General features: G+C 33.4%; 7 protein-coding genes. 6 read left to right on the top strand and 1 reads right to left on the bottom strand.

Annotation, left to right across the window (positions count from 1 at the left end; all coding sequences use genetic code 11):
• Positions 1–106: 106 nt before the first annotated feature.
• Positions 107–475 carry an ASCH domain-containing protein gene (locus ACIQ2X_RS14010; RefSeq protein WP_396179561.1) on the bottom strand — a complete coding sequence of 123 codons (369 nt, stop codon included), beginning with the start codon at positions 473–475 and terminating at the stop codon, positions 107–109.
• 298 nt (positions 476–773) lie between these two features.
• On the opposite strand from ACIQ2X_RS14010, the gene ACIQ2X_RS14005 reads away from it, so the two are divergent.
• The 6 genes from ACIQ2X_RS14005 (at position 774) to ACIQ2X_RS13980 (ending at position 4356) form a co-directional block, all read left to right on the top strand.
• A complete protein-coding gene (locus ACIQ2X_RS14005; RefSeq protein ID WP_396179560.1) occupies positions 774–1100 on the top strand; it encodes a helix-turn-helix domain-containing protein in 327 nt (108 codons plus the stop codon).
• Positions 1090–2199 carry a DNA cytosine methyltransferase gene (locus ACIQ2X_RS14000; RefSeq protein WP_396179559.1) on the top strand — a complete coding sequence of 370 codons (1110 nt, stop codon included), beginning with the start codon at positions 1090–1092 and terminating at the stop codon, positions 2197–2199. Before ACIQ2X_RS14005 ends, ACIQ2X_RS14000 begins: the two co-directional genes overlap by 11 nt.
• A 2-nt stretch (positions 2200–2201) precedes the next feature.
• Positions 2202–2441 (top strand): hypothetical protein, encoded by a 240-nt coding sequence (locus tag ACIQ2X_RS13995; RefSeq protein ID WP_396179558.1) that lies wholly within the window; start codon positions 2202–2204, stop codon positions 2439–2441.
• Positions 2438–3313, top strand: a complete 876-nt coding sequence (locus ACIQ2X_RS13990) for a DNA-methyltransferase (protein ID WP_396179557.1) — start codon at positions 2438–2440, stop codon at positions 3311–3313. The genes ACIQ2X_RS13995 and ACIQ2X_RS13990 overlap by 4 nt, the downstream gene beginning before the upstream one ends.
• Complete coding sequence (locus tag ACIQ2X_RS13985) at positions 3310–3837, top strand: PD-(D/E)XK nuclease superfamily protein (RefSeq protein WP_396179556.1); 528 nt, start codon at positions 3310–3312, stop codon at positions 3835–3837. Before ACIQ2X_RS13990 ends, ACIQ2X_RS13985 begins: the two co-directional genes overlap by 4 nt.
• Positions 3838–4017: 180 nt before the next feature.
• Positions 4018–4356: a hypothetical protein gene (locus tag ACIQ2X_RS13980; protein ID WP_396179555.1), complete on the top strand. Its 339-nt coding sequence runs from the start codon at positions 4018–4020 to the stop codon at positions 4354–4356.
• Positions 4357–4593 lie beyond the last annotated feature (237 nt).

The following is a 4593-nucleotide window of genomic DNA, read 5'->3' as shown; positions in this document are numbered from 1 at the left end:
TATTTTGTATGCAAGTTTTTTAGTTATATTTGTTAATAAGATTACTTCGTCAGTTCGCTATCGCTCGGGTGTGAGGTTTTTTCACAGTCTGACGTTAGCATCAAGACTAGCGTAAAGCGTTATCCCAAACAACTTTTCCTAAATAAAGAACATAACAATCCGTTACTTCCCCTGCCCATTTTTCTTTTGAAATTCCAAAACCAATATCTAAAAGTTCAACTTTCATTTCAGGAGAATTTGAATTATAACCATTTTTAAAAATGATATAATCAAAAGGTTTTTTTACTAAAAAATCTTTAAATCTTTTAGTCCAGTATGGCTTAATTTCTCTATACTCTTCCGTCTTTTCTCCTGACGAAATCATATCATACCATTTGCGTTTTAAAGTCATTCTTAAAACCCGTCCAGATGCTAACATATTATTGTCGCAAGTGGCATTTTGGTCTTTAACTGAATCATTGTTTTGTGTTTTCATTGTTCTGTCTTAAATTTAAAAATTAGTCTTTATTTGGTCGCCACCTGACGACAATAATCCGCCCGTTAGCACTCACCCTAAAAGACCGACACAACCGACAACAAACGAACAGAAAAATGCCAACGCTTCGCAAAATTAAAAGAGCTGTTTTCCCTTACACAAGCCGACCCAAAACAGCACATTTAATTTTGCCCGACACACCCAAGCCCACCCACCACCCAAACATTGTTGAAAACTTCTTTGGACTTTTTTTGTCCATTAATTTTTTATCATTATTTTTGGACATTATTTGACCAATATGGCAACGATAAAGAAAACAAAATCATTTGGAGAACATCTTAGACATCTAAGAGAGGAAGCGGGCTTGACTTTGAAATTTGTTTCAGAGCAAATTAGTATTGACACTTCGCTTCTAGCTAAGATTGAACGCAATGAAAGACAGCCGACAAAGCAAATTATTAGGCAAGTTGCTGACTTTTTTAAAGTTGACGAAAAAGAATTGCAGAATGATTTTTTAAGTGATCAAATCGCTTACAAAATTCTTGACGAGGAAGCAGATTTAAGTATCTTAAAAGTTGCTGAGGAAAAAGTGAAATATCTAAAAACTGTTCACAATGGAAAATGAAATTAAAGTCGTAGAATTATTTGCAGGTGTTGGAGGCTTTCGTCTTGGACTTGAAGGATGGAATGGAAAATCTGCATCATCAGGTTACAAAAAAGGGCTGAAATCATCTTATAAAGTGGTTTGGAGTAACCAATGGGAACCATCGACAAAAACACAACACGCTTCTTTGGTTTATGAAAATCGTTTTGGAAAAAACGGACATTCAAATGAAGACATTGCACAAGTTGATGTTTCCAAAATACCCGACCACGATTTATTGGTCGGTGGTTTTCCTTGCCAAGATTATTCGGTTGCTACAACACTAAAAAATTCAAAAGGACTTATTGGGAAAAAAGGTGTTTTGTGGTGGAGTATCCACAAAATAATTTCTGAAAGACAGAACAAACCAAAGTATTTATTCCTTGAAAACGTTGACAGGCTTCTTATTTCTCCATCTGGACAACGAGGACGAGACTTTGCAATTATTTTACAAAGTTTAAATGAATTAGGCTATGCTGTAGAATGGAGAGTAATAAATGCAGCAGATTTTGGTATGCCACAAAGACGAAGAAGAATTTTCATTTTGGCTTATCTTAAAGGAACTAATATTTATGAAAGCATAAAAGACGTTACACCAACAGAATGGATTTTAGAAGAAGGAACTTTAGCAGAAGCATTTCCAGTAACATCAGAAAATATATTCTTTCCAACTGAATTTAAACTCACAGGAGATATTGTTTCAATTTCCGAAAATTTCAACAAAGGCGGAACGACTGGACTTTTTGAAAATACAGGTTTAATGATTAACGGTTTGGTTACAACCCTTAAAACACAACCAAACTACGATGGAAAGTTCACGATATTGAGAGACCTTATTCAAAACGGTGAAGTAACATCAGAGTTTTATATAGACAAAAACGAACTTGACAAGTGGGCGTATTTAAAAGAACCTAAAAAAGAAATGCGGACAAACACACAAGGTTTTGAATACAATTACAGTGAAGGGGGAGTGATTTTAAATTTGGGCGTTACCCTAAAGGGTCGGGCTATCCGTTCCAATCTTTTTTTCGTTCCTCAAAAAAGGATTTCCACTACTATCCCTAACGCAAAAGCAGCCTAAATATGAAAATCTCGGAATTAATAGAAAATAACAAAGATAAAATCATCCCAGAGCTTTTTGAATGGGTAGAAACATTTGATTGGGAATTAGATGAAGAAGGAGAGAGAACCATAAAACCATATTTAGAAGTGTTTATGTTAGCTCAACGATTAGAAAATGGTCAGTGTAAAAATATTGATTACCAGAATATTTTGTTTCATATTGAACAAATAAATTACAACGAGATAAAAATACAATTATGAATATATCAAAAGACTTAGTCGAAAGCTTGCAAGGTTTCATTTCAAAAAATGGAATACAAGAAAGTATTCATCCATTTTATAAAAGGGATGATTTTACGCTTTACAACGGAGACAGCTTAGAAATTATGTCAAGGCTTCCTGATAATTGTATAGATATGATTTTTGCAGACCCTCCTTATATGTTGTCTAATGATGGCTTTTCTTGTCAAAACGGGAAAATGGTAAGCGTGAACAAAGGAAAATGGGATAAAAGTAAAGGATTTGAAGATGATTTATTGTTTCACGAAACTTGGCTGAAACAATGTCATAGAATTTTAAAACCTGAAGGTACATTATGGGTAAGTGGAACTTATCATTCAATTTATCAATGTGGATTTTTAATTCAAAAATTAGGTTATCATATTTTGAATGATATTGCTTGGTTTAAACCTAATGCTGCACCAAATCTAAGTTGTAGATTTTTTACTGCAAGTCACGAAACTCTTATTTGGGCACGAAAAGATAAAAAAGCAAAGCATATTTTTAACTATGAAGCAATGAAAAATGGAAATTTTCCAGAAGACCCAATGAAAAAGAATGATACACAAATGAGGTCTGTTTGGAGTATTCCAACTCCTCCTCAAAGCGAGAAAGAATTTGGAAAACACCCAACCCAGAAACCATTGTCATTATTAAAAAGAATTGTTGCGGCATCAACTAATGAAGGGGCTATAATTTTAGACCCATTTAATGGTGGTGGAACTACAGGTATTGCAGCTAAAGTTATTGGAAATAGGCAATATATCGGAATTGATATGAATAACGAATATCTTGAACTTACTAAAAAAAAATACGAGCACTTAAATAATAAAATTGAACTTTTTACAGTATGAAAGCAAAAGGAACAGGCGGTGCAAATACCAAAACAGGTCTAGTTTTCGAAGGCAATACAGACCTTTCAACATTTTTGAATAAACAAAAAGGATATAAAGTAACTGGCGAAAATGTATTTTACAAGAACAAACTTGTTGCAAGAGTTTTTAAAAAACATAGTTTTTATAAATTTTTAGATGCTGAGGGCGTTGATTGGAAAAATTTAATTTCAAAACGTTTATTACCTGATGACAGCATTTATGTAATCATCAATAATACTATGTTCATTATTGAATGCAAGTTTCAACAAAGTGAAGGTTCGGTAGATGAAAAATTACAAACCTGTGATTTTAAAAAGAAACAATATCAAAAATTATTATCTCAATTAAATATTGAAGTTGAATATGTTTATTTGTTGAGCGAATGGTTTAAGAATCCTAAATACAAAGATGTTTTGGATTATATCATTAGCGTTAGATGTGGTTATTATTTCGAGTATATTCCATTACAAAAATTAGGATTGCCAGTTCCAAATGAAAATTAACTTGACAAAGAAATTGAAGAATTTGAAAAGGCTGAAATCATTGTAAAGACTGTAAGACTTAAAGAAAACAATTTACCGAAAGAGGATATTTCATTTCCAAATTTCAAATACGAAGAAATTGTAAATGAAGAATGGGACGACTCCAATTTCAAAGACATTTTGGAACACAAATTTCTGTTCGTGTTTTTTCAATTTGAAAACGACCAATTGATTCTAAGAAAAGTTAAGTTTTGGAATATGCCTTATGCAGACATTTTGGAAGCAGAGAAAGTTTGGGCAAAGACAAAAGAGATTGTTTCAAAAGGCAAAATTGTAAAGAAAGTTATTGGAACAACTCGTTACACAAACTTTCCAAACAAATCTTTCAATTCAGTATCACACGTAAGACCACACGCAACAAACGCAGCTGACACCTTTCCTTTGCCTACAAAAGACAAATTGACGAAAGCAAAAGAATATACGAAACATTGTTTTTGGCTTAATAACACTTATGTAAGAGACGAGATTTATTTAAAATAGCCAACGGTGGCACATTTGCAGTTTTTCCAACCTCACAACGCAAAGAAAAAAACAGCAAAAGAGCCACCAAGCCAACGCACCAAGACAGACACGAAATGACAACGAACAACAACGACAGAAAAGAAGGGCGAAGTGCTAACAGCTAGGGGTTCGTTGGGCTTGAAAAGCCAACAATGAACCCCGTGTTGAACAGAACCGATTACATGCCGTCAACACTTATGGAGTTATCGATAAGTT

It is taken from the genome of Flavobacterium sp. (assembly GCF_044368625.1).
GTDB lineage: Bacteria > Bacteroidota > Bacteroidia > Flavobacteriales > Flavobacteriaceae > Flavobacterium.
This window is presented reverse-complemented; position numbering and strand designations above follow the sequence as displayed.

Bases quoted from the DNA above. Each gene is read 5' to 3' on its own strand.
- ACIQ2X_RS14010 (WP_396179561.1), bottom strand. From the start codon at position 475: ATGAAAACACAAAACAATGATTCAGTTAAAGACCAAAATGCCACTTGC.
- ACIQ2X_RS14005 (WP_396179560.1), top strand. From the start codon at position 774: ATGGCAACGATAAAGAAAACAAAATCATTTGGAGAACATCTTAGACAT.
- ACIQ2X_RS14000 (WP_396179559.1), top strand. From the start codon at position 1,090: ATGGAAAATGAAATTAAAGTCGTAGAATTATTTGCAGGTGTTGGAGGC.
- ACIQ2X_RS13995 (WP_396179558.1), top strand. From the start codon at position 2,202: ATGAAAATCTCGGAATTAATAGAAAATAACAAAGATAAAATCATCCCA.
- ACIQ2X_RS13990 (WP_396179557.1), top strand. From the start codon at position 2,438: ATGAATATATCAAAAGACTTAGTCGAAAGCTTGCAAGGTTTCATTTCA.
- ACIQ2X_RS13985 (WP_396179556.1), top strand. From the start codon at position 3,310: ATGAAAGCAAAAGGAACAGGCGGTGCAAATACCAAAACAGGTCTAGTT.